Annotated in this window: 24 protein-coding genes; 14 read left to right on the top strand and 10 right to left on the bottom strand. The window is 65.6% G+C overall.

Annotation, left to right across the window (positions count from 1 at the left end; genetic code table 11):
• Nucleotides 1-44 precede the first annotated feature (44 nt).
• On the bottom strand, nucleotides 45-1,442 hold the full coding sequence (locus ACN9MZ_RS19125; RefSeq protein WP_426338538.1) for an amino acid permease: 1,398 nt from the start codon (nucleotides 1,440-1,442) through the stop codon (nucleotides 45-47).
• 133 nt (nucleotides 1,443-1,575) lie between these two features.
• Between ACN9MZ_RS19125 and ACN9MZ_RS19120 the strand changes: the two genes are divergently transcribed.
• The 8 genes from ACN9MZ_RS19120 to ACN9MZ_RS19085 all read left to right on the top strand — a co-directional run bounded on the left by ACN9MZ_RS19120 (nucleotide 1,576) and on the right by ACN9MZ_RS19085 (nucleotide 8,811).
• A complete protein-coding gene (locus ACN9MZ_RS19120) occupies nucleotides 1,576-2,004 on the top strand; it encodes a hypothetical protein (protein ID WP_426338537.1) in 429 nt (142 codons plus the stop codon).
• Complete coding sequence (locus tag ACN9MZ_RS19115; protein ID WP_426338536.1) at nucleotides 2,001-2,363, top strand: DUF5329 domain-containing protein; 363 nt, start codon at nucleotides 2,001-2,003, stop codon at nucleotides 2,361-2,363. Before ACN9MZ_RS19120 ends, ACN9MZ_RS19115 begins: the two co-directional genes overlap by 4 nt.
• 42 nt (nucleotides 2,364-2,405) lie before the next feature.
• Nucleotides 2,406-3,044, top strand: coding sequence for a dienelactone hydrolase family protein (locus ACN9MZ_RS19110; protein WP_426338535.1), 639 nt, complete (start codon nucleotides 2,406-2,408; stop codon nucleotides 3,042-3,044).
• 80 nt (nucleotides 3,045-3,124) lie between these two features.
• Nucleotides 3,125-4,045 carry a hypothetical protein gene (locus ACN9MZ_RS19105; RefSeq protein ID WP_426338534.1) on the top strand — a complete coding sequence of 307 codons (921 nt, stop codon included), beginning with the start codon at nucleotides 3,125-3,127 and terminating at the stop codon, nucleotides 4,043-4,045.
• An 85-nt stretch (nucleotides 4,046-4,130) separates the two neighbouring features.
• Nucleotides 4,131-5,804, top strand: a complete 1,674-nt coding sequence (locus ACN9MZ_RS19100; protein WP_426338533.1) for a methyl-accepting chemotaxis protein — start codon at nucleotides 4,131-4,133, stop codon at nucleotides 5,802-5,804.
• An 87-nt stretch (nucleotides 5,805-5,891) separates the two neighbouring features.
• On the top strand, nucleotides 5,892-6,917 hold the full coding sequence (locus ACN9MZ_RS19095; RefSeq protein WP_426338532.1) for a phospholipase: 1,026 nt from the start codon (nucleotides 5,892-5,894) through the stop codon (nucleotides 6,915-6,917).
• A complete protein-coding gene (locus tag ACN9MZ_RS19090) occupies nucleotides 6,917-8,251 on the top strand; it encodes a peptidylprolyl isomerase (RefSeq protein ID WP_426338531.1) in 1,335 nt (444 codons plus the stop codon). Before ACN9MZ_RS19095 ends, ACN9MZ_RS19090 begins: the two co-directional genes overlap by 1 nt.
• On the top strand, nucleotides 8,248-8,811 hold the full coding sequence (locus tag ACN9MZ_RS19085) for a hypothetical protein (RefSeq protein WP_426338530.1): 564 nt from the start codon (nucleotides 8,248-8,250) through the stop codon (nucleotides 8,809-8,811). The genes ACN9MZ_RS19090 and ACN9MZ_RS19085 overlap by 4 nt, the downstream gene beginning before the upstream one ends.
• 76 nt (nucleotides 8,812-8,887) lie before the next feature.
• Here the strand turns inward: ACN9MZ_RS19085 and ACN9MZ_RS19080 are convergent, their stop codons facing one another.
• Both ACN9MZ_RS19080 and ACN9MZ_RS19075 read right to left on the bottom strand, forming a co-directional pair.
• The gene (locus ACN9MZ_RS19080; RefSeq protein ID WP_426338529.1) at nucleotides 8,888-9,718 is read right to left on the bottom strand and encodes a hypothetical protein; all 831 of its coding nucleotides are present in this window, start codon (nucleotides 9,716-9,718) and stop codon (nucleotides 8,888-8,890) included.
• Nucleotides 9,718-11,064, bottom strand: a complete 1,347-nt coding sequence (locus ACN9MZ_RS19075) for an amino acid permease (RefSeq protein ID WP_426338528.1) — start codon at nucleotides 11,062-11,064, stop codon at nucleotides 9,718-9,720. Before ACN9MZ_RS19075 ends, ACN9MZ_RS19080 begins: the two co-directional genes overlap by 1 nt.
• Nucleotides 11,065-11,212: 148 nt before the next feature.
• On the opposite strand from ACN9MZ_RS19075, the gene ACN9MZ_RS19070 reads away from it, so the two are divergent.
• Together ACN9MZ_RS19070 and ACN9MZ_RS19065 are read left to right on the top strand one after the other, a co-directional pair.
• A complete protein-coding gene (locus tag ACN9MZ_RS19070; protein ID WP_426338527.1) occupies nucleotides 11,213-12,577 on the top strand; it encodes an MBL fold metallo-hydrolase RNA specificity domain-containing protein in 1,365 nt (454 codons plus the stop codon).
• A gap of 8 nt (nucleotides 12,578-12,585) precedes the next feature.
• Nucleotides 12,586-13,608 (top strand): diguanylate cyclase domain-containing protein, encoded by a 1,023-nt coding sequence (locus ACN9MZ_RS19065; RefSeq protein WP_426338526.1) that lies wholly within the window; start codon nucleotides 12,586-12,588, stop codon nucleotides 13,606-13,608.
• Between the two features lie 2 nt (nucleotides 13,609-13,610).
• Here the strand turns inward: ACN9MZ_RS19065 and ACN9MZ_RS19060 are convergent, their stop codons facing one another.
• The 7 genes from ACN9MZ_RS19060 to mrtJ are packed head-to-tail and all read right to left on the bottom strand — an operon-like array spanning nucleotide 13,611 to nucleotide 21,432.
• Nucleotides 13,611-14,357, bottom strand: coding sequence for a carbonic anhydrase (locus ACN9MZ_RS19060; protein ID WP_426338525.1), 747 nt, complete (start codon nucleotides 14,355-14,357; stop codon nucleotides 13,611-13,613).
• Nucleotides 14,354-16,228, bottom strand: coding sequence for a protein-disulfide reductase DsbD (gene dsbD / locus ACN9MZ_RS19055; protein WP_426338524.1), 1,875 nt, complete (start codon nucleotides 16,226-16,228; stop codon nucleotides 14,354-14,356). Before dsbD ends, ACN9MZ_RS19060 begins: the two co-directional genes overlap by 4 nt.
• Before the next feature lie 3 nt (nucleotides 16,229-16,231).
• On the bottom strand, nucleotides 16,232-17,122 hold the full coding sequence (locus tag ACN9MZ_RS19050; protein WP_426338523.1) for an FAD:protein FMN transferase: 891 nt from the start codon (nucleotides 17,120-17,122) through the stop codon (nucleotides 16,232-16,234).
• Nucleotides 17,116-18,261 carry a DUF3570 domain-containing protein gene (locus ACN9MZ_RS19045; protein WP_426338522.1) on the bottom strand — a complete coding sequence of 382 codons (1,146 nt, stop codon included), beginning with the start codon at nucleotides 18,259-18,261 and terminating at the stop codon, nucleotides 17,116-17,118. The genes ACN9MZ_RS19050 and ACN9MZ_RS19045 overlap by 7 nt, the downstream gene beginning before the upstream one ends.
• A gap of 11 nt (nucleotides 18,262-18,272) precedes the next feature.
• Nucleotides 18,273-18,491 carry a DUF4266 domain-containing protein gene (locus ACN9MZ_RS19040; RefSeq protein ID WP_426338521.1) on the bottom strand — a complete coding sequence of 73 codons (219 nt, stop codon included), beginning with the start codon at nucleotides 18,489-18,491 and terminating at the stop codon, nucleotides 18,273-18,275.
• On the bottom strand, nucleotides 18,488-21,070 hold the full coding sequence (locus ACN9MZ_RS19035; RefSeq protein ID WP_426338520.1) for a choice-of-anchor D domain-containing protein: 2,583 nt from the start codon (nucleotides 21,068-21,070) through the stop codon (nucleotides 18,488-18,490). The genes ACN9MZ_RS19040 and ACN9MZ_RS19035 overlap by 4 nt, the downstream gene beginning before the upstream one ends.
• Before the next feature lie 26 nt (nucleotides 21,071-21,096).
• Nucleotides 21,097-21,432 (bottom strand): JDVT-CTERM system glutamic-type intramembrane protease MrtJ, encoded by a 336-nt coding sequence (mrtJ, locus tag ACN9MZ_RS19030; protein ID WP_426338519.1) that lies wholly within the window; start codon nucleotides 21,430-21,432, stop codon nucleotides 21,097-21,099.
• Nucleotides 21,433-21,602: 170 nt separating this feature from the next.
• On the opposite strand from mrtJ, the gene ACN9MZ_RS19025 reads away from it, so the two are divergent.
• Genes ACN9MZ_RS19025 through ACN9MZ_RS19010 form a run of 4 tightly spaced genes read left to right on the top strand, consistent with a single transcriptional unit; the run spans nucleotide 21,603 to nucleotide 24,785 of the window.
• Complete coding sequence (locus ACN9MZ_RS19025; protein ID WP_426338518.1) at nucleotides 21,603-22,154, top strand: RNA polymerase sigma factor; 552 nt, start codon at nucleotides 21,603-21,605, stop codon at nucleotides 22,152-22,154.
• Entirely contained in the window at nucleotides 22,151-22,831 is a 681-nt protein-coding gene (locus tag ACN9MZ_RS19020; protein WP_426338517.1) for a zf-HC2 domain-containing protein, read from the top strand. The genes ACN9MZ_RS19025 and ACN9MZ_RS19020 overlap by 4 nt, the downstream gene beginning before the upstream one ends.
• A complete protein-coding gene (locus tag ACN9MZ_RS19015; RefSeq protein ID WP_426338516.1) occupies nucleotides 22,831-24,102 on the top strand; it encodes a S8 family peptidase in 1,272 nt (423 codons plus the stop codon). Before ACN9MZ_RS19020 ends, ACN9MZ_RS19015 begins: the two co-directional genes overlap by 1 nt.
• On the top strand, nucleotides 24,060-24,785 hold the full coding sequence (locus tag ACN9MZ_RS19010) for a TorF family putative porin (protein ID WP_426338515.1): 726 nt from the start codon (nucleotides 24,060-24,062) through the stop codon (nucleotides 24,783-24,785). The genes ACN9MZ_RS19015 and ACN9MZ_RS19010 overlap by 43 nt, the downstream gene beginning before the upstream one ends.
• The last annotated feature ends 47 nt before the right edge of the window (nucleotides 24,786-24,832 follow it).

Genomic DNA, 24,832 nt, shown 5'->3' with positions numbered 1-24,832 from the left:
AAAAAAGCCCGCAACTGCGGGCTTTCATGGGGGGAGCGTGCTGCTTACTTCGCTTTGCCCAGTTCGGAGCGGTGGCGCGAGTAGCTGAAATACACCACCAGGCCGATGGCCAGCCAGATGCCGAAGGCCAGCCAGGTAATGGCCGACAGGAAGTACATCAGGGACAGGCAGAAGGCCACCGCCAAGCCAGGAACCACCGGCACGCCGGGGCAGCGGAAGGCACGGTGCAGGTCAGGGCGCTTCTTGCGCATGATGATCACGGCGATCGACACCAGGCAGAAGGCAGCCAGGGTGCCCATGTTGACCAGTTCGGCCAGCACGTTCAGCGGCACCAGGGCAGCGATGAAGCCGAAGATCAGGCCGACCATCCAGGTAGCGAAGAACGGGGTGTGGTATTTCGGGTGTACCTGGGACAGCTTCTTGGGCAGCAAGCCATCGCGCGACATGGCGAAGATGATGCGGGTCTGGCCGTAGGCCATCACCAGGATCACGGTGGTCATGCCGAGGATGGCGCCCAGCGAGACCCAGCCGGCGAACCAGTTTTCGCCGGCGTATTGCAGTGCCAGCGAGACAGGATGGTCAACGCCGAGGAATTGCTTGTAAGGGACGATGCCGGTCATGATGCCGGCTACGATCACATACAGGACGGTGCAGACGGCCAGCGAGCCGATGATGCCGATCGGCAGGTCGCGCTCGGGGCGCTTCACTTCTTCCGCGGCGGAAGTCACGGCGTCGAAGCCGATGAAGGCGAAGAACACCAGCGCAGCGGCGCTCATCACGCCAGAGGCGCCGAAGGGCATGAATGGCTGCCAGTTGGCAGGCTGCACGTGGCCGGCGCCAACGCCGATGAACAGCAGTACGACGCCGATCTTGATGACCACCATGATGTTGTTGACGCGGGCCGATTCGCGCACGCCCCAGCCCAGCATCGCGGTGAGCAGGATCATGATCAGGAAGGCCGGCAAGTTGAACAGGGTGGCCGTGCCGGGAATGGCGCCCGGCGCCGCGGTCAGGGCGGACGGCAGGTGCAGGCCGATGCCGGAGATCAGCGATTGGAAATAGCCGGACCAGGCCACCGACACGGCGGACGTCGCAAGGCCATATTCGAGCATCAGGTCCCAGCCGATCATCCATGCCACCAGCTCGCCCAGCGTGGCGTAGCTATAGGTATAAATGGAGCCGGCAACCGGGACGGTCGAGGCGAATTCGGCGTAGCACAGGGCGGCAAAACCGCAGGCCAGCGCTGCGACCACGAAGGAAATCGTCAGGGCCGGGCCAGCGGTCAGTGCGCCGGTGCCGGTCAAGACGAAGATGCCGGTACCGACGATGGCGCCAATGCCCATCAGCACCAGGTCCATCGGACCCAGCACTTTCTGCAGGCCGCCCGGGGTACGGGAGGCTGCTACCATGTCGTCCAGGTTCTTAGTCCTAAAAATGCTCACTAGTCTCTCCAATATCTTCTCTTTTGGGATCGCCAAAAAAAGGCTGCCGCATATTAGCACACGGGTTTGCGGGCGGATGTTGTAGGATTGTAAATCTGAATCGATTGTTGCCTTGAAAGTCCTTGCCCCACAGATGAAATATATGCTACTCGCCGCGGCCACTGCCGCGGCCACTTTTGCCTCGGCGGCCTTGGCCCAGCCGATGCCGCCGCAACCCGATACGCCAGCCTACAAGGCCTGCATGGCGGAAGAGGGCGAACTGCGCCCCCAGCGCCAGGCCCTGGCGCGCCGCTTCCGCGAACACGAAGCGGCGCTGGAGCGTGCCTCGGCCGACTTGTCCGCGCATGACGCCGCCTCGGCCCAGGTCAACCGTACCGACAGCGCCGCCGTCGCCGCCTACAATGCACGGCAGGATGAGCTGAACGCCCGCGCTGCCAGCCTGAACACCGAAGGCAGCAGCCTGGAAAAGGAATTGCATGCCTTCAATGCGCGCGTTGCCGCCGGCAATATCCGCTGCGGGAATATCCTCGCGCCCTACAAAGTGCGGAAGAAGGAGAAATGATGCGCAAGTTCCTCGCCCTTGCCTTCGCGCTGGCCAGTGCCGGCGCCCAGGCCGCGCCGCTGCCGGCGCCGGCGCGCGCCGAAGTCGATGCGCTGCTGACACGGCTGCAATCGTCCGGCTGCCAGTTCAACCGCAACGGCAGCTGGTACAGCGGCGCCGACGCCAGGACCCACCTGCTGCGCAAGCTGGAATATCTCGAGAAGAAAGACCTGATCAGGAACGCCGAGCAGTTCATCGAGCTTGGCGCCAGCACCAGCAGCTCGAGCGGCAAACCCTATACCGTCAAGTGCGGCGCGGCGGCGCCGGTGGAAAGCAAGGCCTGGCTGAGCGCCGAACTGAAAGCCATCCGCGCGCACTGACTGTGAGGCTGGAGGTATAGTGGGCCAGGAGGACAGCCCGCCATGCACCACCAGACAGCCAGCATCGCCACGCCCGCCGGTGAAGTGGAAGGCACGCTCGACCTGCCGACCGGGGCGAAGGGCGTGGTCTTGTTCGCGCATGGCAGCGGCAGCAGCCGTTTCAGCCCGCGCAACAATTTCGTGGCCGGCGCCTTGCGCACGGCCGGCATCGGCACCTTGCTGATGGACTTGCTCACGCCTGCCGAGGACGACGTCTACCGCACCCGTTTCAATATCATCCTGCTGACCGAACGCCTTGCCATGGCGGCCGACTGGCTGGCGGCGTCCGAGGCGGCGCGCGGCCTGCCGCTTGGCCTGTTTGGCGCCAGCACCGGCGCCGCAGCGGCACTGCAGCTGGCCGCCGAGCGCAAGGGCGGGGTGGCGGCCGTGGTGTCGCGCGGCGGACGGCCCGACCTGACCGGGCAGGTGGCGCTGGCGCGCGTGACGGCGCCAACCTTGTTCATCGTCGGCGGCCGCGATGAGGGCGTCATCGAACTCAACGAATCGGCCTACCTCCAGCTGAATTGCAAAAAACGCATCGACATCGTGCCCGGGGCGACTCATCTGTTTGAAGAGCCGGGGGCACTGGAAGAAGTGGCCCGCCTGGCGCGCGACTGGTTCAGCCAGTACCTTTCATCATGAATGGTGAAGAATGGTGAGAATGCGTGCATTTTTAACCCCATCTGCATCGCTATAATTTTCCCCAACTATTGGGAGAGCGTATGGCGCTGCATTTGAAGAAGGCAATGTTCAGGAATTCATTATTCAACAGCGTCGTTTGTGCCGCGCTGGCTGCCGTTCTCATCCCATTGCTTGGCGCACCTGGCGGCATGCTTTGGCTAGGCCTGCTGATATGCAGCGTCGGCGTACTGACCTTCCTGCGTACTGCCTGGAAGATCAGGCAAGACCTGCTGTCCCGCCTGCAGGACCTCGCCTCTTACGTGCATATCGATCGCGACAGTGCGCAGGCGCGCAAGCAGGTCGATTGGAGCCTGATCGACGATTACGCGACCCAGCTCGCCACCCGCGGTTTCCGCCCGCTGGGCGACTATACAACCTATCCAAGCGCGCCAACCCTGGCCGGCGTCGCTGCCATGTTCACGGACGGCGAAGGCAGCATGATCATCGAAATCCAGCAATTGAAGCTCATGCCGCAGGCAGGCAAGGCTGCGCTGAATGATGCGATCTATTTCAGCATCATGTCGATGGTGGGCGGCAGCATTCGTGTGGTCACCAGCAACCATAAACCGATGGCCGTCACCTACCTGATGCGTGGCGAGCACGATGTGACGACTGCGCGGCCGGGCAGCGGGCTGATGGAACTGCTCGCGACGCATACCGATTTGCTGTCCCGCCTGCGCGAACGGGTCGGCAAGGCGCCTTCAACCGGCTTGACGGTCGAACGTTATGTATTGGCAATTCGCGAGGCACAGGCTCAGGCACGCAGTCGTATCAGCGCCATGAGCGGCTATGCAATTGCCTGCGCGATCGACCGCTTCGATGCCGACCGTTTGCTGCGCTGGACGCCGCAGATTGCGGACCTCAAGGATGTGCCGATGCGCCGCCTGGAAGAACTGGACAACGGCTTCGGGTCGGACGTCCAGCCGCCGATCTTCCACGAATCACTGGCGACGCAATTCTGATGGCAAGGCGGTAAGCTGGTAGCGTGCGCCGGCCAGGTTTCTAAGACTGCGATACTGATTCACTTGCATAGGAAGAAGCCCCATCATGAAAATCAGCAACCGACTGATCATTACCCTGGCAATTGCCCTGATTGGCCTGCTGTTCGTCGGCGCCGAAGGCATCTGGCAATTGCGCGATGCCCAGCGCCGCATGGAGCTGGTGCAGACCCGCCTGATTCCCAGCGTTTCAGCCATCAATGCCGCCAAGGCGGCGGTGAGCGACAGCCGCCTGGCCGGCTACCGCCTGTCGGTGTTCTCCAACCTGTCCGACAAGACTGGGTTGGACAAGGCCTACAACGACGCCCACGCCAATTTCGACAAGGTGCTGGCCGATTACGCGCAGAATAACGTCTTCGACGAGACCGACCGCAAGATGCTGGAGCAGGACAAGGCTGCAATGGAAACCTACCGCCAGGCGCTGGTGCCATTTATCGCGGCCGCGCATGCCGGCGACATGGACGCCGTGCGCGCCACCCTGGTGGCCGGTTCGCCGCTGGCGCTGGGCGCTGCCGGCGTAAAGAAAAGCCTGGATGACCACGTCGCTTACAACCAGAAGCTGATTGAAAAGGTCAAGGCCGACAGCGATGCGGATTACTCGAAGGCGCTGACCATCCTGGTAGCGGTCACCGTGGCCGTGCTGCTGGTGGTGGCGTTCATGGGCTACAAGATGTACCTGGTGATTACCGGTGGCCTGGACAGGATGCAGGGCACGATGGAAAACGTCAGTTCCTCGCTGGACCTGACGCGCCAGGTCGAGGTGGAGCGCATGGATGAAATCGGCCATGCCGGCGTGGCCTTCAACAAGCTGCTCGGTGAAATCGGCGGCGTGGTGGGCACGGCCCGGTCGGCGGCCGATGCGGTCAGCACCGCTTCGCGCCAGATCGCAGCCGGTACCGGCGACTTGAATAACCGTACTTCGGCGCAGGCTGCGGCACTGGAGGAAACCGCCTCCAGCATGGAGGAACTGACCTCCACCGTGAGCCAGAACTCGGACAATGCGCGCCAGGCCAACCAGTTGGCGCAGAACGCCTCGCAGATCGCGGTGCAGGGCGGTGAGGTGGTGAAGGAAGTGATCGACACCATGGCGTCCATCAATGCCTCCTCGCACAAGATCGTGGACATCATCAGCGTGATCGACGGCATCGCCTTCCAGACCAATATCCTGGCGCTGAACGCCGCGGTGGAAGCGGCCCGCGCCGGTGAACAGGGGCGCGGCTTTGCCGTGGTGGCAACCGAGGTGCGCAACCTGGCGCAACGCTCGTCCGCGGCGGCCAAGGAAATCAAGGCGCTGATCGACGACAGCGTGGACAAAGTCGATTCCGGCACCAAACTTGTTGTGCGCGCCGGCGATACCATGAGCGACGTGGTGGCCAGCGTCAAGCAGGTGTCCGATATCGTGGCCGAGATCAGCGCCGCCACCGCGGAACAGAACGCAGGCATCGCCCAGGTGCACCAGTCGATTACCTCGATGGACCAGGTCACGCAGCAGAACGCTGCGCTGGTGGAGGAGACCGCGGCGGCGTCGCAAGCCTTGCAGGACCAGGCGGAAGTGCTGGCCCGCGCGGTGAGCGCGTTCCGCATCGGGGCGGCCCACCTGAAGGCGGCTCCGGTGCTGCGCAATGCCAGCAGTCCTCCCGCTTCAACCGCCGTTGCGGTGCGTCCGGCGCGCCAGCGCAAGGTTGCCAGTGCCACCGCAGGCGACGAGTGGGAGCAGTTCTGAGTTTGTTAATATTTTTAGAATACTTTTTCATCTGTCCGTCATAAATTGACGCTATCGTCTGGACTCTTTTCAACCAGGAGAAACCAGATGAAACTGAGCACCATCGCTGCCAGCCTCGCGCTGGCAGCATCCGCAGTAAGCCTTCCGGCCCACGCATGGCAGCAAGAAACGCACCGTCGTATCGTGCTGGACGCCGTCAATTACATGAAGGCCAATCCTGGTACCACCAACTACAACAAGCTGCTCTCCGGCGTCACGCGTGCCGGTTACACGATGGACCAGTTCGCGGCAGCGCTGGGGCAGGGCGCATACGACGTCGACGACTTTGCCGACACCTATATCTGCGGCGCGACCACCGGCAACTGCCAGATGGCGCCGGTGTGGGGCGCTGGCGCCAGCATCGTCAAGTACACCACCTACTGGCACTTCCAGAACCACACTGCCGGCCGCGACGTGCACGGCAACCCGTTCGGCGGCTACAACTACGCCAAGCTGGCCGTGGCTGGCGACATCGACAACCTGGCAGCGAGCTGGCTGTATGGCGATTACCTGGACGACGGCGCCGGCGGCCTGAAAGGCTGGTTCGGCGACGGCAGCAAATACAACGCCTACGGGATCACCGAATCCCACTACCGCTTGGGCGGTTACTCGACTTCCTCCATGTATGCCGACTTTGAAGCTGCGCCATTCCAGCCGATCGACAACCTGGGCCAATACTGGTTCTCGCAATTCCTGGCGCAGCCGACCGCGCAGTCGCTCGGCTTCGTGCTGCATACCACCGACCTGCTGCAACCGCACCACACCTGGACGACATCCGCCCACGACCATTCGGGGTGGGAGCAATGGGTGTACGACTACTACGACAGCGAACGCCTGAACGACTCGGCACTGGTGACTGCTGCCATGGCTGATTTCACGCCGGTTTCGACCAACGGCAGCGATATTCGCCCGTTGCTGACGCAGGGCGGCACCTACTCGTATGCGAACGGCGGCATCGTGCTGTCGTCGACTGCGCATGGCGACCGCGTAGTCGTTGGCAAGAAGATGATTCCGCACTCGATCGCCATGGTGGTCCACGTGTTGAACCGCGCCGCCGAGCGCCTGGCCAACTGATGGCCGCCCGCCACTTCGTCGCCGCCGTCGCCGCAGCGCTCGCCGGAGCGTGCGCAGTGGCGGGCACTTCCGCTACCGGCGCTGGTGGAGCGTCGCCTGGCGCGGCAGTAGCCGCCCGCATCGACGGCGCACCGGTATATACCTTCACGCTGGACACCATCTGGCAGCAGCGGCGCGTTGCCAAGCCCTCGGTGCAGCGGCGTGCCGTTTTGGACGACATTATCGAGGTGCGCCTCCTGGCAGCCCGCGCGAGTGATGCAGCGCCAAAGGAGCAGGCCGGCGCCACGGTGGCCTTTGCCCCGGAAGTCATGGTTGAAGAGCGCCTCGTCGCAGCCCTGCGCGAAGTGTACGGGAAGGACATCGACACCGCTGTGAAGGCGCTGCCGGGAGCCTCGCTGGAAAGCCTGGTGACCGCGCAGCCGCCAATCCAGCAGCCGCAGCTGCAAGCAGTCTTCGGCCGTCAGGGCCAGTTGAAGCTGGAGATCGCGCTGTCCAGCGAACAGCAATCCCTGGCCGGCAAGATCGACGTCCTGCGCTACCAGCTTCCCGGCGGCGAGCCGGCGAGTGTCACCCTGTACGACGTCTACCACCGCCAAAACGTCCAGGGCCGGCTGGCGCTGTCGCAGCAACCGGCCCATGTCGCAGCGCTGCAAGCACGGCGTATCGTGGCCAACGCATACGTGCTGCACTGGGCTCGCCAGCGATTTGGCGCCGAAGCGGTGGCCGACCTGCGCAAGGCAATCGCCGACGGCGAGGCCGTAGTGGCGCTGCAGAACCTGCATGGCGTCGGCCTCGACACCGACTCCGGCAGCCCGCTCCTGAACCGCCTGTCTGGCGAGGTCAGTGCGCAAGAGATTGAAGACTTCTACAACCGGCACAAGGACTTGTTTGCCCGCATCGACCGAGTCCGCGCCCGCCACATCCGGGTAGCGGACGAAGGGCAGGCGCAGCGTGTGGTGAAAGCGTTGCAGGAAGGCGCCGCCTTTGTCGCCACGGCCCGCCGCATGTCCCGCGCCGGCGACGCAGCCAAAGGCGGCGACCTGGGCTGGATCAGCGCCGACGGCAGCAAGGACTGGCTGGCCAGCCTGGCCTTCAGCCAGCCGCCCGGCAAGCCATCGGCCCCGGTCCGGGCACCGGTCGGCCCGAACGAAAGCGCCTACTGGGAAATCGTGCTCGTTGAAGAACAGGTCCATGGCGCCCACCCGCTACAATCGGAAACAGTGCGCTACCAGGCCAGCCGCATGATCGCGCTGCAGAAAGGCAGGCAGCAGCTAGGCCAGATGATCGAACAGTCGCGCCGCGCAGCGCGTATTGAAATCGCAGAGGCCCCATGAAACACTGGCAAGGCATCGCCGTCATCGCCGCCATTATCGCCGCGGTCATTGGTCAATGGTACTTCGCCAGCGTTCGCGAGACGACGCACCCTCCCCAAGCGCCCGCCGTCGCACCACCCAAGCCCGCACAGCCGGCCCCCATGCCCGCACCGGGGGCTGGCGAACGTCCTGCGATGGCTGATACGGGCGAGGGCGATGGACTGCGCCGCGTGCCGATCCCGCCGGTCGACCCGCGGGCGCCGGCCTGGCTCTCGCTGGCCCAGGCACGCGAATCCGGCGACGCCCGCACCCCGCCGATCCAGCACGACGCCCCGGCCGAGCACCCCGACGCCAGCGTAATGGCCGACCCGCAAGCTTACGCCGCCCATGAGCTGGCGCAGAAACAGCGCCTGGCCGCGGCCTACGCCCAAGCCGCAGTCCCCGAACTAGCCCGCCTGCATTCCGATCTCGAGCAAGGTCGCGAAGCCGGCGTGCCGCCCGAGGAGCTGGCCAAAGTGGCAGAAAAAATCCGCCGCATCGAACAGCAGCGCCAAGCCGCCGACAACATGCGTTCAAGATAAAAGTCGGGGTCTGGCAATCCGCCATTCTTTCCGCATTACGAAAAAAATGGCGGATTGCCAGACCTGACCCCGACTTTCAAGCTAATAAGCTGGCCAAGGGCTTGATGATCTCGTCGTCGGTCCAGTAGGCGGTGTGGGAGAGGGGATTCCAGCTCTTGGTCATGAAGTCGAGGATGCCCTGGCCGGCGTTCACGACGCGGTCTTCGACCAGCGTTTCGTAGCCGCCTTCCAGCGGCTGCAAGGGCCAGCCGAGTGCATCGTCGGGGTCGTACAGGTTGAGCCAGGTGAATGCTGGATTGGGCTTGATGATGGGCTTGACGTCCATGCGCTGGTGGGCGGAGACGAAGACCGGGATATTGCAACCGGTCGTCACGAAGGTGCGCACTGTGCCGCATTGCAGGAACTTGCGCTGCTCGGCAGTCAGGCTGTCGGCCATGCGGCCCGGCTTCCAGATGCCGGCCGCTACGGCACCGCCGCCGGCGCGCTTTTGCGCGTCGTAGATAAAGCTGGACATGACCTGGCAGCCCAGCGAATGCGCCAGCAGCACGATCGGCGTATCCGGTCCGCGGTTGGCAAGGATCGCCAGCAGGGCGCGCGCGATCTCCATCTGCGCCTGCTCGTAGACCGAATTGTCGTATTCCTTGCGATTTTCCAGCCCCGCCGCATCGGCAAAGCCGAACAGGATGAATTTGCGCAGCTGTTCGTAGCGCACGGTGGAGCGCTCGCGCGTGCGGTTCCATACATCCAGCTCGTTGGGCTTGAGCAGGTGCTGGTAATACACGCTGTGCACGTCGACGTCGGTGAAGGCCGCGCCCATGCGGTGCGACAGCGCGCGCCGCATGTCGTCGGCATAGTCGAGCGGCTGCTCGCCCATGCCGTGGATCGTCAGGAGTGCGACCCGGGACATTACGCCGCCGCCTTCTCAGGCACGCCGCGCAGGCGGTAGCCGATGTACAGTGCCAGCAGCCAGACCGGGATCAGGTACACCGAAATGCGCAGGCCTTCGCTCATGTACATGATCAGCAGGATGCCGGCCAGGAAGGCCAGGCACAGGTAGTTGGTCAGCGGGTAGCCCCAGCTCTTGAAGCCCGTCTCGCGTCCTTCGATCTTTTTCTGGGCGCGGAAGCGCAGGTGAATCCAGCTGATCATGCCCCAGTTGATCACCAGCGAAGAGACCACGAGCCCCATCAGGAAGCCGAACACTTTGCCCGGCATGAAGTAGTTCAGCACCACGCAAATGCCGGTGGCGAGGGCCGATACGCCCAGCGCCGCCAGAGGCACGCCGCGCTTGTTCACGCCCAGCAGGGCTTTCGGTGCATTGCCTTGCCTGGCCAGGCCGTACAGCATGCGGCTGTTGGAGTACACGCCGCTGTTATACACGGACAGTGCGGCGGTCAGCACCACCACGTTCAGGATGTTCGCAACCCAGTTGGAGTTCAGTGCGTGGAAGATCATCACGAACGGGCTGCCCCCGGTGACGACCTTCTGCCACGGGTACAGCGACAGCAGCACGCCCAATGCGCCGACATAGAAGATCAGGATACGGTAGATGGCCTGGTTGGTCGCCTTGGGAATGGTCTCGGAAGGGTTGCTGGCTTCGGCGGCGGTAATGCCCACCAGTTCCAGGCCGCCGTAAGAGAACATGATGACAGCCATCGCCATCACCAGCCCCGACACGCCGTTCGGGAAGAAGCCGCCGTGTTGCCAGAGGTTGGCCACGGTCGCTTCCGGCCCGGCGTTGCCGGACACCAGCAGGTAGCCGCCGTACACGATCATGCCGACCACCGCTACCACCTTGATGATGGCGAACCAGAATTCCATTTCGCCGTAAGCGCGCACATTGGCCAGGCTGATGGCGTTAATGATCAGGAAGAAGGCGAGGGCGCTGACCCAGGTCGGAATGCCCGGCCACCAGTATTGGACGTAGATGCCCACTGCCGTCAGCTCGGCCATGCTGACCAGCACGTACAGCACCCAGTAATTCCAGCCCGACATGAAGCCCGCCATGTGGCCGCAATATTTGTCGGCAAAATAGCTGAAGGAGCCCGCCACCGGCTCGTCGACCACCATTTCGCCCAGCTGGCGCATGATGAGGAAGGCAATGAAGCCGGCCACCGCGTAGCCGAGCAGCACGGCAGGCCCGGCCAGCTTGATGGTGTCGGCGATGCCCATGAAAAGGCCCGTGCCAATGGCGCCGCCCAGCGCGATCAGCTGGATATGGCGGCTTTTCAGGCCCCGTTTCAGTTCTGTCATGTATGGCGTCCTGGTGTCGAAAAGGTCAAAGGCCCTGATTCTACATCCTCGCAAGGCAACAATGTCATTTTCGCACTGCCGCATTTCGCAAGACTTCTCTTTGACCTGGATCAAATATTTTGTGCGTCGGCTTGGATATGCTGCAAATATGCTCACACTTAAATTTCTTGGTGCCACCGGCACCGTCACCGGCTCCAAATACCTGCTGCGCCATGGCGACGAACAGGTACTGGTCGACTGCGGCCTGTTCCAGGGCTATAAGCAGCTGCGCCTGCGCAACTGGGAAGCTTTCCCGGTGCCGCCGGAGGCCATCCGCAGCGTGGTGCTGACCCATGCCCACCTCGATCACAGCGGCTTCCTTCCGGTGCTGGTCAGCGCCGGCTTCCGCGGCAAGGTGTACTGCACGGAGGCGACGCGCGATTTGTGCCGCATCCTGCTGCCCGATAGCGGCCGGCTGCTGGAGGAGGAAGCGCTGTATGCGAACCGCCACAGCTTCTCCAAGCACAAGCCGGCCTTGCCCCTGTATTCCGAAGCCGACGCGCTGCGCGCGCTGGAGCACCTGGAAGTGGTGCCGCTTGGGCAGGAGTTTGCGCCGGCGCCGGGCATGATGGCGCGTTTCCAGCTGGCCGGGCATATCCTGGGCGCCGCATCGGTTTCGGTGCGTTGCAACAGCCGGACTGTGATGTTTTCCGGCGACGTGGGGCGGCCCAACGATCCGATCATGCGGCCGCCGACCGTGCTTGGCAAATGCGACTACCTGGTGGTGGAATCGACTTACGGCGACCGTCGCCACGACGTCGCCGACCCCGGCAGCAAGCTGGCCGACGTCATCAGCAGGACTGCGGCGCGCGGCGGGGTGACCGTGATCCCTTCGTTTGCCGTCGGACGTGCGCAGGAACTGCTGTATGAAATCTGGCGGCTCAAGGAGGCAGGCGCCATCCCGCTCGCGCTCCCCGTATACCTCAACAGCCCGATGGCAGTCGATGCCACGCGGCTTTATATCAAGCACCAGGGACAGCACCGGCTGGACGAACGCAGTTGCCATGCCCTGGGCCACGTGGCGCACATCGTCAACAGCGTGGAAGAGTCGATGGCGCTGAACCGGCGCCAGGCGCCGATGGTGATCATTGCCGCCAGCGGCATGGCTACCGGCGGCCGCGTGCTGCACCACCTGAAAGCCTTTGCCGGCGATTCGCGCAACACTATCCTGTTTGCCGGCTTCCAGGCGGCAGGGACGCGCGGGGCCCGCATGCTGGCCGGCGAAACCTCGGTCAAGATCCACGGCGAGTATTACCCGATCCGGGCCGAGGTCGAACTGATCGGCAACCTGTCGGCCCATGCCGACTCCGATGAAATCCTGGGCTGGCTGTCGCATTCTTCGGCCACGCCGCGCCAGGTGTTCGTCACCCATGGCGAACCGGCGGCGGCCGATGCGCTGCGGCTGCGCATTTCGGAACAGCTCCACTGGCCATGCCGGGTGCCGGACTACCTGGAAGAGGTGGTGCTGGAGTAGGGGATGCCATGGCGGCCTTGCTGGAAATCTCGCTTGCCGCACTGTGCGGCGCCCTGCTGGCCGCGGCGCTGACGGCATGGCTGATGTTTCGCCATGTGACAAGCATTTCCCGGCTGCTGCGCCAGCGCATGCGCAGCGCCGCGGCGCGCGAGCACCTGGTGGCCAAGGTGTTCGATGCGACATCGGAAGGCATCCTGGTGGTCAACCGCGACATGCGCATCGTCGAGGCCAACCGCGCCTTCGCTGCCATGAGCGGATATGCGCGCCACGAGCTGGTGGGCCAGCATCCGCGCATCATGCAGTCCGGCAGGCAGGACGCTGAGTTCTACAAGGCGATGTGGCAAGGCCTGCTGGGAACCGGCCAGTGGCAGGGCAAGGTGTGGGACAAGCGCTCCGACGGCACGCTGTTTGCCGCACACCTGACCCTGAGCGCGGTGCGCGACGAACATGGAAAGGTGCAGCACTATTTCGGCCTGTTTACCGACATTACCGATGAATGCGCCCGCCAGGAAGAGATTGAAAAGATGGCCTTCATGGACCCGCTCACGCGCCTGCCGAACCGGCGCCTGATGGAAGACCGCCTGCAGCAGGCGCTGGCCTTTGCAGCGCGTACCGAAAAGCTGGTGGCCGTTTGCGTGATGGATCTGGATGGCTTCAAGCACGTCAACGATACGTTTGGCCACGAGGCTGGCGACGCGGTACTGGTGGAAGTGGCGGGACGCCTGCAGCAGGTGGTGCGGGCCAACGATACCGTGGCGCGCCTGGGCGGCGACGAATTCGTGCTGCTGCTCGCTGGCCTGAACGATGTGGGCGAGGCGGAGGAGATCCTGGATCGTGCGCTGGCGGCAGTGCGCGCGCCGGTGCGGCTGGAGGGAGAACAGCCGGCCTTCGTATCAGCCAGCATCGGGCTGGCCGTGTTTCCGTATGACGCGCAACTGGCCGAAGAGCTGTTGCGGCGCAGCGATGCGGCCATGTATGCCGCCAAGCGGCAGGGACGCGATCGCTGCAAGCGGGCGCAGGCCCGCTGTTGAATTTACAGGCTTTCCTGGACGGTGCGGCCGTTCAGCGGCTGGACCGGGCGGGCATTGTGCTTGTAGACCTGGGCGAAACGCTTCAACTGGGCGTCCGACATTTCAACCGGATCTTTCAGCACGAACCAGTTGACCTCTTCGCTGCAGGGCGGGGTGGTCAGCGAACCGGCGAAGTTGTAATAGCCTTGCGCTGCGGGCAGCAGCTTGCCGATATCGATGCTCACGCCGGGCACTTCCTGTGCTTCGCCTTTTTCCTTCGGCAAGGCATCCCACAGGGTTTGCACCAGCGGGTTCTCGGCGCCTTTGCGGAACAGCACCGCTACCACGGCCAGCTTGCCTTCTTCATTCTTGTGCACCAGGTGCGCCACCATCGGGTAGCTGCGGCCATTGATCTTTTCTTCGCTTGGCTTGTGGAAGTGGAATTGCAGCAGGTCGTAGCGCTTGCCGTCGATGGTGACGCTGCTGCCTGCGGCGTAGTTCACCTGGATGGTGTGGCCGTTATCGAGGATCTTCAACGGCGACGGGCTGTAGGCGAATTCCAGCGGCGCCAGCTTGGCCTTGCTGGTCTTGCGGATGTCGATCGGCGACTGGTTGTGGCCCAGCTTGCAGGTGCTGAAGTCCTGTTTCAGCTTGCCCCAGTTCTGCGGGCCGGTGGCGCCGTCATAGCTCCAGTGTGCCGGCTTGTCTGCAGCGAAGGCCGCGGCAGGCAGCAGGGCGGCGCAGAGCAGGAAGGAGAGGGTGCGTTTCACTGAGGGGTCCTTTCAGGGTTGTTGGCCGCCAGTTCCAGGCGGCGCAGGAATTTTTCGGGTGGCTGGTAGCCGATTATGCGCGCTTGAGGGACTTCATTCCCGCTAGCGTCGAACATGACGATGCCGGGCGGTCCGAAAAGGCTGAAGCGTTTCATCAGGGCGCGGTCTTCTTCGCTGTTGGCTGTGACATCGGCTTGCAGCAGGTGCATGTCCTGCATGGCGGCTTGCACGCGCGTGTCGGTGAAGGTGAGGCGTTCCATCTCCTTGCATGAGACGCACCAATCGGCGTAGAAGTCCAGCATGACAGGTTTCTTGGCACTGGCCAGGGCCTGGTCAAGGTCGGCTACCGTGCGCACGCGGGTAAAGCGGGTTTCGGCATCGTGTGCCTGGCCCGTGCCCGCGGCGGCCATGGTAGCACTGTTCCCGCCGCCGCGCAGGTGCGCCAGCGGCTGCAGCACGTCGCGTCCGGAACTGGCCGCGCCAACCAGCTCGAACAGGCCGCCCAGCAGCATCAGGACGCCGAGCGCTTTCGTTGCATAGGCGCCCGCGCCGGCGCCTTGCGGGACAGCTTCGCCGACGCGCAGGAAGGCGGCGCACAGGATGGCGAAGGCGCCCCACAGCGCCATGCTGGCGGTTACCGGCAGGGCCGGATTGACCATCCAGATGGCCACTGCGATCAGCAGCAGGCCGAAAACCTTCTTCACGTGGTTCATCCAGGCGCCGGCGCGCGGCAGCAGGCTGCCGGCGGACAGGCCGCTCAGCAGCAGGGGCACGCTCATGCCGCATGCCATGGCGAACAGGGCGCCGGCGCCGACCAGGGCATTGCCGGTCTGGCTGATGTACAGCAGGGCGCCGGCCAGCGGGCCCGCCACGCAGGGACCGACGATCAGGGCCGACACGGCGCCCATCGTGAACACGGCGGCGAGGCGGCCGCCGGACAGCTTGCCGCTGGCGGAGCTGAGGCGGGTTTGCAGGGCGCTTGGCAGTTGCAGCTGGTAGACGTCGAACATCGACAGCGCCAGCGCAACCAGCAGGGCGCCGAAGGTCATCAGGACCCATGGCTTTTGCAGCGCGCCCGCCAGGCCTTCGCCGGCCAGGCCTGCCGCCACGCCAAGCGAGGTGTAGACCAGGGCCATGCCAAGGCTGTATGCGGCTGCCAGCAGCAGGCCGCGCTTGCGCGTCACCTGCGCCTCGCCGACGATGATGGAGGACAGGATCGGCACCATCGGCAGCACGCAAGGGGTGAACGACAGCAGCAGCCCGAACACCAGGAACGCCGCGCCGATGCGCCAGGCGCTGCCGCTTTGCAGGGTGCGCTGCGCGAGCGAGGTGTCATCTTCGGCCACCACCGGGGCAGCCGCCTGCGCCGCGCCGGCATGCGCCGCCGGAGCGCTTGCGGCAGCGGTACCCGCGGCCTGGCCAGGCGGCGCTTCCGGCAGCGCTTCCAGCACGCCCGGCCGCCCCGGATCGATGCGGTAGCGGCGTTCGGCCGGCGGGTAGCACAAGCCGGCATCGGCGCAACCCTGGTAGGCGACCGTCAAGGTGGCGGTGGAGCGGCCCTGCCAGGGAAGCTGCAAGGCCAGCCCGCCAGCATAGGTTTCCATCTCCTTGCCGAAATTCTCGTCGAACTTGCGCTTCCCGGGCGGCAGCAGGACCGGCACCGCGGCGCCGCCGCTGTGCAGGCTGATACGATCGCGATACAGGTGGTACTCGGGCGCGATCGTCCAGTGCAAGGCTAGCTGGCCGTCAGCGCGCAGTTCGGCGCGCAGGTCAAAGGCCCGCTCCGGCGCCAGGAAATCATCGGCCAGGGCAAGGTTGCCGAAAAGTGCAGCCAGCAGCAGCGCCGCCAGCCATTTAATGAGGAACTTCATTATTCATCTCCGAAAAATTCGGCCATCCTGGTCGATGGCCAGGTAGGACAAGCCTGACTGTTCAAGAAAGTCCAGCCCATCCCGCTCCAGCAGCATGGCCGTGGTACTGCAGCTGCCGGCGGCAATGGCCATGGGCGACACCACGCTCACTGAGCGCCAGTACGACACCGGCATGCCGCTGTGCGGATCAAGGATGTGGCAATAGCGCCGCCCATCCGCTTCGAAAAATCGCTCGTAATCGCCGCTGGTCGCCAGGGCGCCCCGGCTGAAAGGCACGCTGGCGATGGTGGCTCGGACATCGCGCGGGTGCTGGATGCCGATGCTCCACTCGGCGCCATCGGGGCGGGGGCCGAGAAAGCGCATGTCGCCGCCCAGGTTTACGTAGCCATGTTGCACACCTTGGGCGATCAGGATCTCCGCCGCGCGGTCCACGGCATACTCCTTGCCGAAGCCGCCGAAATCCAGCTCCATGCCAACCCGGGTCAGCAGGACGCCAGCGCCCTCGCGCCGCACCTGTTGCCAGCCGACCAGCGGCAACAAGCGCTCCAGCGTCCCCGCCGCAGGCACGGCGCCGAGCCGGAAATCCCAGGCCTTGCGCAGCACGCCGGAGGTGATGTCGAATCGGCCGCCGCTGCTGCAATGCACGGCATCGGCATACTCCAGCAAGGCCAGGGTTTCGTCATCGCAGTCGACCGGCGCCAGGCCGGCTGCCGCATTGATCCGGCTCACGATGCTGTCCGGGCGATAGCGCGAGTACTTGGCCTCGATCCGCCGTACCTCCTCCAGCGCCGGCTCGGCCAGCGCCCGTGCTTCGGCGCCGTTGGCGGCGGCCAGCCGGATCTCGCAGCGGCTGGCCATCGCCTGGAAGTCGATCGTGTAGACCGGATTTACCACTGCCGTGTCACTCCGACTTGCAGGCTGACCGCGCGCATCGGCGCCAGGCCTGGACTGCCGCTGCCGAACACGCGCCAGGCACCGCGCTGCTCGTAGCGCTCGACCTTGAAGTCGAGCGCCCAGTCCCGGTTCAACTGCTTGGCCAGCTTGACGCCGAGCGTGACCGCCCCAAAGCCTGACAGGCGCTGGTCGGCGGAACTGGCCTGCCCGCTACCGAACACGTAGCCGGGCGGGAAGGGCTCGCCGAGAGTGCGGTCATAGACCGGGTCGAAATAGAAGTCGGCTGCGCGCTGGGTGTACAGCCGCACGGCTGGCGTAACAGTCCAGCCATCGCTGAATCCCTGCATCCATTCGGCGCCCAGCGTGTGGGCGCTGATGCCGAAGCTGTCGCGGTAGAAGCGGTAACTGAGCCGGCTGGTCGCACCCAGCGCGACAAAGCGGTGATTCCACTGCAGCAGGGCGGTATCCTGGCGGCGCTTGTCCGGCCGGTTGTCGGCCATCTTGTACGGGTCGGAATAGTAGCCATGTCCCTGGGTGTGGGTCAGCGTGAACTGGCCCACGTCGACCGGCGTCAGCACCCGCGTCACGCCCGCCAGCACGCTGACGGTCTGGCGCCCGGCGTCCTGCACGATATGGTTGACGGGATTGATGCTGTCGTCGGAACCGCCGACGCCGACATTCCAGGTCGTGTTCTTGTCTTCGCTGGCAAGCGACGCCTTCATCGACAGCGCGCGCGATACATAGTCATGCTCGGTCGAATACGCCGCCGACACGCCGACCGTGCCGTGCGGCAGGTAGCGCGTGACGGTCACGTCGCCGGCCTTGCGCAAGTCGTCCATGCGCGAGGCGCCGGAGACGGCGGTGTGGTAGCGTGGCGACGCGCCCGACACGTCGTCCACCGTGGCGCTGGCGGCCACCGACCATTCGCCGGCGACCGGAGCCAGCACCGACACCGCCGGCGCATGCACGCGCACCCGGTCCAGGCCCGGCTGGTCCTCCTTGTAATACAGGTATTTGACGCCGATGCTGCCCCGTTCCGGCGGCGTTTCTGCATGCACGACGCCGATTCCCGGCAGCAGCATGGCCGCCGCCAGCAAGGCCTGGCCGACGGGCATGCCGTTCTGTGGTTTGTTTTCCATGGTCTTCCTTGTCAGTTGCAGCCGCATCCGCCGCCGCCCACGGCGCTGCCGCCGGATGCCGCTTCCTTGCTGGCGTAAATGTGTTCGTCGAAGCGCGTTTCCAGGCTGTCGCCCTGGATCAGCATGTCGGTGCGCGCCAGTTCGCCTTTTTCCCAGGGCTGGACGGGTTTCACGGCGCAGCCGGAAAGCCCGGCCAGCACGGCGCAGGCCGTAAGCAGGCGGGCGCTCATTGACGTACTCCCAGTGCGCTCTTGATGCGTGCTTCCAGCACGGTGCGGTCGGCGGGGCGGAAGCCGCTGTGTTCATACAGCACCTTGCCGTCCGGGCCAATCAGCACGCTGCTGGGCATGCCTTTGACGCCGTAGTTGCGCGGCGCAGTGCCGCTGGGGTCGAAGGCAATCACGAAACTGGCAGGCGTCGCGTTCAGGAAGCTGCGCGCGTCATCGGTCTTGGCGTCGACGTTGATGCCGACCACCTGCAGGCCCTGGCCGCCATAGCGGGCCTGCATCTCGTTCATCCACGGGAAGGACTGGCGGCAGGGACCGCACCACGATGCCCAGAAATCGATGTACACCAGCTTGCCCTGGTATTGCTCCAGCTTGACGGTGCCTGCTGGGCCGCTCAGCGAAAAGGCCGGTGCTGCCTGGCCCGGTTCCAGCGCCATCGCCTGGCCGGCTACCGCCAGCGCGGCGGCGGCCGCCAGCATGCGCGCCCGGCGGCGGCGCCACAGCAGCACCGCCGCCGCCAGCACGGCCAGCACGGCCAGCATCGGATCGTCGCCGCCGCTGATCGACGAGCATCCGCCGCCGCCACGATTCTGAGTCGCGCCGGCCGCAGCATCGCTCGAACCCTGTCCGGTCAGCGCCAGCTGCCAGCTTGCGCCGCTCGCCTGCAAGGTGGCGCTGCCGCTGGCGCTGCCCGCGGCGGTTGGCGTGAAGCGCACCGGCAGCTCGCAGGAGGCGCCGGCTTGCAGCGTCAGCGGGAAGGCGCCGCAGGCATTGGCCTCGCCGGTTGCCACGGCGAATGGACCGCTGAAGCTAATGCCGTTCAATACGAGTGCAGCGGAGCCGGTGTTCGACAGGGTGAAGCGCTTGACGACGCCCGCGCCGCCGGCAGCGGCGCTGCCGTAGTCGAAGGCCTGCGGCGCAAGACCGAGCGATGGCGTGGGAGTGGGAACCGCGCTGGCGTTGCCGTTCAGGCGCACGGTGAACTGGGCGCCGCCATCGGTGACCAGCAGCATGTCTGCGCTGCGCGCTCCGGCCGCAGTCGGCTTGAAGCTTGCATCGATGGTGCAGTTTGCGCCGGGGCTCAGGGTCGCATCGGCGGCGCAGCTGCCGGCCAGCGCGAAGTCGCCGGGATGGCTGCCGCCCAGGACCAGCGAAGCAATTTTCAAGGAACCCGTGCCGCTGTTGGCCAGGGTGATGCGCTGCGCGGCAGACTGCTGGCCCACCTGGGTATTGGCGAAGGCCAGCGGTCCGCTGTTACTCAGTTGCGGGCGGGCCACCGGGGAAGTGGTGCCGGCGCCGGTGACGGCAACCGAGAGGTCGGCTGCGTTGGAGCGCACCAACAGGGTGCCGGCGACATTGCCTGCTGCCGCCGGTGCGAAGGCCAGCGGCACGGTACAGCTGGCGCCAACGGCCAAGCTGCTGCCGCAATCGCCGCCGCTGCCAATGGTGATGCCGGGCGCGCCGCTGACGGCAATGCTGCTGAAGGCCAGGGCCACGTTGCCGCGGTTATTCAGCGTGACAGGCTGCATGATAGGGGCGGCGCCAATGGTCCACAGGCCGAAGGCAACTGCGCTCGGGCTGGCGTCGATGGCAGGAGCCGGTGCGGACGCGTTGCCGGACAGCGCGACCGCCACGTTCGCGTTGCTGGCGTTCGACGCCAGGTTCAGGCTGGCCGCGAATGGTCCTGCCGTGGTGGGCAGCGCCTGCAACACCACGGTGCAACTGGCGCCGATTGCCAGCGGCGTCGACGTTGCGCAAGTACCCCCGAGCGTCATGAAGCCCGCCTGGGCGCCGCTCACGCCGATCGATGAAAAGCTCAGCGCCGCCTGGCCGCTATTGGTCAGGGTCAGGGTGCGCTGCGCCGGAGCATTGGTCAGCAGGGCGCCGAAATCAAGCGCCGTGGCCGACAGCGACAGCGTGGCCTGTGCCACGGCATTGCCGGTGCCGGACAGGATGACGCTGCTGGAGCCGCCGGTGGCATTGTGGCTGATGGTCAGCGCGCCGCTGCGCGCGCCGGATGCGGTCGGGCGGAACATCAGTTGCACGCTGCAGTTGCTGCCTGCCGCCACGGCCTGGCCGGAAGCGCAAGTGCCGCCGGTGATGCGGAAGTCGCCGCCATTGCCGCCGCCCACCGCCATGCCGCTGATGTTCAGCGCCGCCGAGCCGGTATTGGAAAGCGTGGTGGACAGGGCGCCGCTGTCCTGGCCAATCGTAGCGCCGCCAAAGGACAGCGTGGACGGCGCCACCGAAGCCGCCGGCGCCGCCGTCACGTTCGGGTTGCCGATGAAGGCTGCCAGGTCGGCAACTTCCGCCGCCGTGAACTTGCCGTTGTACAGCGAGCCCATGCCGCCCTTGTTGGCTGCGAAGGCAGAACTGATGACGGTGGGGTTGTTGGCGCCCGCCAGCACGTTATTGACGTTGGCAGCCGGGTTTGCGCCGTGACAGGCGGAGCAGGTGGTGCCGCCTGAAGTGGGGCCGTTCAGGTACAGGCTTTTGCCGTTCAGGGCATCGGCAGCCTGCGCGAAATGCGCGGCTTGCGCCAGGCCCAGTGCCAGCAAAGCCCAAAGTCGGTGATGTTTCATCGGAGCTCCCGTGGTTGGTGATTGGTTCATGCACACATCGACAGGACCCAGGCATTGCATGCGCTGTGCAGCATGGCGCACAGCCGCCAGTCGCGCCAGCGCTGGTAGGCCAGGCCGAACATCACGCCGGGCCCGAACACCAGCGCTGCCGCCAGCAGGCCGGAGCCCAGGTGCAGCGCACTGAAGGCCGCCGCACTGGCCAGCACCGCGACGGCGCCGCGCGAGCGCGGCAACAGCCATGCATGCAAACCTGCGCGCACCACCCATTCCTCAAGCAGCGGCGCCAGCACCAGCAGGCGCAGCACGACGGCCAGGTCAGGCGAGAGCAGGGCGGGGCCGCAGACGGCAGTTTGAGCGAACACGGTACTGAACATTCTGTCAATGTTGTTACGGTCAATACCGGCACACGCGAAAATGGTTCAAAATCGGGTGTGAAAATATTTTTGAAAATTCTTTGAACCTTTTTGCTCCGGCTGTGTATTCACAGGCGTAAAAAGGAGAAAAGTGCATGCGGCTTGGCAGGAGGGCGGGAGTGACAGGGGACGTGGACGATGGCGAGCTGGTACGGCTGATAGGGGGCGGCGATCGCCTTGCCTTCCAGGCGTTGTACCGCGCTTATTTCCCGCGCCTGGCCCGTTTCCTCGACCGCATGACGCGCAACGTGCCGCTGCTGGAAGAAATCGTCAACGACACCATGCTGGTGGTGTGGCAGAAGGCTTCCAGCTATGACGGCAGCAGCAAGGTCTCCACCTGGATTTTCGGCATCGCCTATCGCCAGGCCCTGAAAGCCCTGCGCGGCCTGGACGAGCCGCTGGAGGACGCGCCGGATGCGGCAGGCGATGAGTGGCATGAGCCTGAGCATGCGCTGGCGGCGTTGCAGTTGCAGCGCGGCGTCGGCCGCGCGCTGGACGCCTTGCCGCTGGAGCAGCGCGCCGTGGTCTGCCTGACTTATTACCACGGCATGGCTTACCAGGAGATCGCCGAGACCATCGGTTGCCCGGTCAATACCGTGAAGACGCGCATGTTCCACGCCCGGCTGCGCTTGAAGGACATGTTGTCCGATCATTTGGAAGAGATACGATGAATACGCAAGACCCATCGAACGTTGCGGAGCATCAGGACATGCAGGCACTGCTGCCCTGGTATGCCGCCGGCTCGCTGGCCGACGGCGAGGCGGCACGCGTGCAGCAGCATTTGCGCGATTGCCCCGAATGCCGCGCCGAGCTGGCCTGGCAGCGCCGCCTGATCGAAACGGCAGCTCCGTTGCCGGCCGGCCTGGACCCCGAGCGAGCCCTGGCGCGCCTGATGCCGCGGCTGGACGAGGCGCCGTCCCCTTTGGCCCAGCCCGTCGCCAAGCCATCGCCCGTCGGGCCGGCGCCGTTGCGCTTCGCCAGTGCCTTGCTGGACTGGCTGCGCGGGCCCGGCGACTGGAAGGGCTGGGCCATCGCCGCGCAGGCCGCCGTGATTGTCGTGCTGGCGGCCAATATGCTGCCGTCCGGCGCGCCGCCTGCATACAAGGCGCTCGGCAGCGCGCCCTCGGCCACGCCCGATGTGCTGGTGGTGTTCAAGCCGGATGCCAGCGTGCAGGACGTGCAGCGGCTGTTGAAAACATCAGGCGCCCACCTGGTTGGCGGCCCGACCGCCACCGGCGCCTGGCTGCTCGATGTCGAACCGGCGCAGCGCGCGCCAGTGCTGGCGGCCCTGCGCGCCGATCCCGCCGTGGACCTGGCCGAAGCGCTGGCAGCGCAGGGCGGGCAGTGATGCGTTGGGCCGCCTTGATTGTTTGGGCGCTGTGCGCACTGGCAGGGCCGCCTGGCGCACAGGCAGCGACGCAGGCCGGGCCGGACGTTGTCAAGGCGCCCGCGGCCAGCGCCGGCGAAATCCTCGTCATGCTGCACTTGCCAGCGCCGCATTTCCGGGCCGACGGCTATAGCGGCGCCAGTTACCGTGACGATGCCGGCCGCCTGGCGCGCCAGCGCATCGCTGCCGCGCTGGCGCGCGAGCACGGTTTGCAAATGATGGAAGACTGGCCGATGCCGGCCCTGAATGTCGATTGCTACCGCATGCGCCTGGCCGCCGGCCAGGATTCGGCGGCCGTGTTGGCAGCCCTGTCGCGCGACAGCCGTGTCGCCTGGGCGCAGGCGATCCAGGATTTCAGCGCGCAAGGCGGCTCCGGCGCCTCGGGCGACCCGCTGTACCGCGTGCAGCCCGCCGCCGCGCCCTGGCAACTGGAGCAGGTGCGCAAGTCGGCCACCGGCCGCAAGGTGCTGGTGGCCGTGATCGACAGCGGCGTCGAGGCCAACCACCCCGACCTGGCCGGCCAGGTGGCGCTGCAGGAGAACTTCGTCGACGGCCAGTCTTACGTCGCCGAGGAACACGGTACGGCGGTGGCGGGCGTGATCGCCGCGCGCGCCGACAACGGCATCGGCATCGCCGGCGTGGCGCCGGAAGCCCGCCTGATGGCCCTGCGGGCCTGCTGGCAAGCCGACGGCGGCACGCGCTGCAACAGCTTCACCCTGGCCAAGGCTCTCAACTATGCCTTGCTGCACAATGCGCAAGTGATCAACCTGAGCCTGTCCGGGCCGCAGGACCGGCTGCTGCAACAGCTGGTCGGCGTGGCGCAGGCGCGCGGCATCCGCGTGGTGGGCGCGATTGACCCGGCGCGTGGCGACGGCGGCTTTCCTGCCAACAGCCCCGGCGTGTTTGCCGTCGCTGCCGACGATGCCCCGCGCCATGGCGGCCAATGCCTGCTGGCGCCGGGACGCGACGTGCCGACCACGATGCCCGGTGCGCGTTGGGGCATGGTGTCCGGCTCCTCCTACGCGGCCGCGCATGTCAGCGGCATGCTCGCCCTGATCGGCGAACTCAAGCCGCAGCTAAGCGGCGAGCGCCTGCACGAGGGCATCGTGCGCAATAGCGGTCCCGCACCGTTGACGGGGATAGATCTTTGCGCCACCATCATGCGCATTACCGGTAAATGTTCCTGCGCATGCCCCAACCCTTCCTCCGACAAGCTCGCACGTTCGCCCTGACTGGGCTGGCCTGCATCCTTGCAGCGAGTGCGCAGGCACAGGTGAGCGGCAGCGCCGGCATCGTATCGGACTATATGTATCGCGGCATCTCCCTCAGCTCCGGCAAGCCGGCGGCGCGGCTCTCGCTCGATGTCGATGGCGCCAATGGCTGGTTTGCCGGCGGGCAGGTGGTCAGCGGCCAACTGGCCCCGCAATCGCACCACACTGCACAGTGGCTGGGATATGGCGGCTATGCGCAGCGCCTGCCATCCGGCCTGTCATGGGAAGCCGGCATGTCGGCCTACGCCTTCCACGGCGCGCCGGACTGGAATTTTCGCGAAGTGTTCGCCGGCCTGTCATTCGAAAACTACTCGGCGCGCCTGCATTATTCGCCCGACTACCTCGGCTTTCGCGAGCGTACGGTCTATGCTGAACTCAATGGCGGCGGCGCGCTGGGCTCCAACTGGCGCTACTTCTGGCGCGGGGGCTACCTGTCTGCGCCGGGCAATGCAGCCAGCAACCGCGCGGAAGGGCGCATTGGCGTCGGGACGGCAGTCCGGGGCTGGCAAATGCAGCTCTCGCTGGACGCGGCCCGCTTGCGCCGCCAGGGAATCGGCGCCAGCTCGGGCTACGGCAGCACCGCCAGCGCACCGTCCAGCAAGGTGCGCAGCAAAGTGGTTCTAGGCCTGGCGCGAGGCTTCTGAAATTTGATCCAGGTCATTCCGCGCGCCGGGGCTATCGCATAGGCTGG

It is taken from the genome of Pseudoduganella sp. S-14 (assembly GCF_049913285.1).
Taxonomy (GTDB): domain Bacteria; phylum Pseudomonadota; class Gammaproteobacteria; order Burkholderiales; family Burkholderiaceae_D; genus Rugamonas.
Note: the sequence above shows the minus strand (reverse complement) of the source record. Positions and strands in the feature narration are given on the sequence as shown.